Source organism: Rhodoferax sp. (assembly GCF_014859475.1).
GTDB lineage: Bacteria > Pseudomonadota > Gammaproteobacteria > Burkholderiales > Burkholderiaceae_C > Rhodoferax.
Window position 1 is genome coordinate 1 of sequence record NZ_JACUUE010000320.1, and the last position, 1,816, is coordinate 1,816.

Annotated in this window: 4 protein-coding genes; all 4 read right to left on the reverse strand. The window is 59.7% G+C overall.

The window, feature by feature from the left end:
- A partial coding sequence (locus IBX54_RS14865; RefSeq protein WP_296543425.1) for a type II toxin-antitoxin system RelE/ParE family toxin occupies positions 1-263 on the reverse strand: 263 nt, incomplete at its 3' end.
- Positions 260-556, reverse strand: a complete 297-nt coding sequence (locus tag IBX54_RS14870; RefSeq protein ID WP_296543426.1) for a hypothetical protein — start codon at positions 554-556, stop codon at positions 260-262. The genes IBX54_RS14865 and IBX54_RS14870, both read right to left, overlap by 4 nt.
- A gap of 47 nt (positions 557-603) precedes the next feature.
- Complete coding sequence (locus IBX54_RS14875; protein ID WP_296543427.1) at positions 604-1,524, reverse strand: phosphoribosylaminoimidazolesuccinocarboxamide synthase; 921 nt, start codon at positions 1,522-1,524, stop codon at positions 604-606.
- Positions 1,521-1,724, reverse strand: coding sequence for a hypothetical protein (locus IBX54_RS14880; RefSeq protein WP_296543428.1), 204 nt, complete (start codon positions 1,722-1,724; stop codon positions 1,521-1,523). Before IBX54_RS14880 ends, IBX54_RS14875 begins: the two co-directional genes overlap by 4 nt.
- Positions 1,725-1,816 lie beyond the last annotated feature (92 nt).

A 1,816-nucleotide genomic window follows, 5' to 3' on the forward strand; every position in this document is an offset into this window, starting at 1 on the left:
CGCACCGCCAACACAAACACGGTGTCGTGCGCAGGCTCAAACCGATACAGCGCCAAGTAAGCGCTGACACCGGTTGAGATGATCAGCTCACGTTGGCCAAAAGCCACCGGGCGACCAATCAGGGGACTGGTTTGCAAAATATCGAGCGCATCGATGATGCTCTGGATGCGCTCGGCGGCCGTCTCGGGCGCGTGGTCGAACAGGAAGTCAAAAATCCGGTCAAAGTCGTCCCGAATTTCTGGCGCCAGAACGATCCGGCTCACGCTTTTTTAGCCAGCGGCCTGACCGGCTCGGCACACATCGGTTGCTGCGCCTGCGCCAGGCGCTGGCTCAGATAAGTCTTCATTTCATGCCAATCCAAACCAGGTGCCCCCGCTTGCAGAGCCACATCGCGCTGGTGCGCCTGTTGCTGCATGGCCAAGCGCCACTCGGCCTCGTCAGCCTTTTGCGCCAGCGCCTCCAGCATGAAGCTGTGCGGGGTCTGGCTGCAAGCGCGCGCCAGCCTGGCGATGCGCTCGCGCAAGGTATCGTCAATACGCAAAGTGGTTGTAGGCATGGCTGAACTCCTAGAGTATCACAATTGTGACACAACTTTTTAAAACTTCAAATACTGGTCAGCCGCGCCAGTGCCTCCTGGTACTTCGCCGCCGTCTTTTCGATCACCTCGCGCGGCAGGTGCGGCGCCGGCGGGCTTTTGCTCCAGGGCTTGCCGGCCACCAGCGCGGTCTCCAGCCAATCACGCAAAAACTGCTTGTCAAAACTGGGCGGATTGATGCCTTCCTGGTAACTCTCGGCAGGCCAGTAGCGTGACGAATCAGGCGTAAGCACCTCGTCCATCAAGATCAGCGTGCCATCCTGGTCCAGGCCAAACTCGAACTTGGTGTCGGCAATGATGATGCCCTTGGTGGCGGCAAAGGCGCTGGCCGCCTTGTACAACGCAATGCTGATGTCGCGGATGCGCGTGGCCAGGTCGGCACCGATCATCTCGACGGTTTTTTCGAACGTGATGTTTTCGTCATGGTCGCCCATTTCGGCCTTGGCCGCCGGGGTGTAAATGGGCTCGGGCAACTTGCTGGCATTCTTCAGGCCGGCGGGCAGTTTGACACCGCACACCGCCCCGTTGTCCTGGTATTCCTTCCAGCCGCTGCCCGCCAGATAGCCGCGCACCACGGCTTCGACCAGAATGGGCTTGAGGCGCTTGACCAGCATCGAGCGACCCGCCACCTGCGGCACTTCGGCGGCCGTAACCACGCTTTCAGGCGCCTCGCCGGTCAGGTGGATCGGGCAGATGTTCAGGCCGTTGGGGCCCAACTTGTCAAACCAGAACAGCGCCATTTGCGTCAGCAACACGCCCTTGCCCGGAATGGGTTGACCCATGATCACGTCGAAGGCGCTGATGCGGTCGCTGGCCACCATCAAAATGCGGTCGTCGCCCACCGCGTAGTTGTCGCGCACCTTGCCGCGCGCCAGCAAGGGCAATGAGGTGATGTTGGAGGTGTGCAGGGCTGCCTGAGATTGGGTCATGATGCGTTGGCTTGAAAAGTTGGTTTCAGAAAAGATGGTGCGAGTTTAGATTCAATGCCATGGCGCTCAAGCGCTTTGGCACCCGGCACCTGATCATAAAACCTGACTATCGGGCATTCAAGCCTTGCACCAAGGACGTTTTCCAACGCCGCGGGAACAAACTCTGTAGCGGAATCTGCTGTGATCCGGGCGCTGGTCATGGCAGTCGAGCTTGGGTCATAGGCCCTCGCCTCTACTGGCGTCCCTGATTCATATCGCCAGCTTGGTTCGCACGACGGTCAAGTTTGCAGCG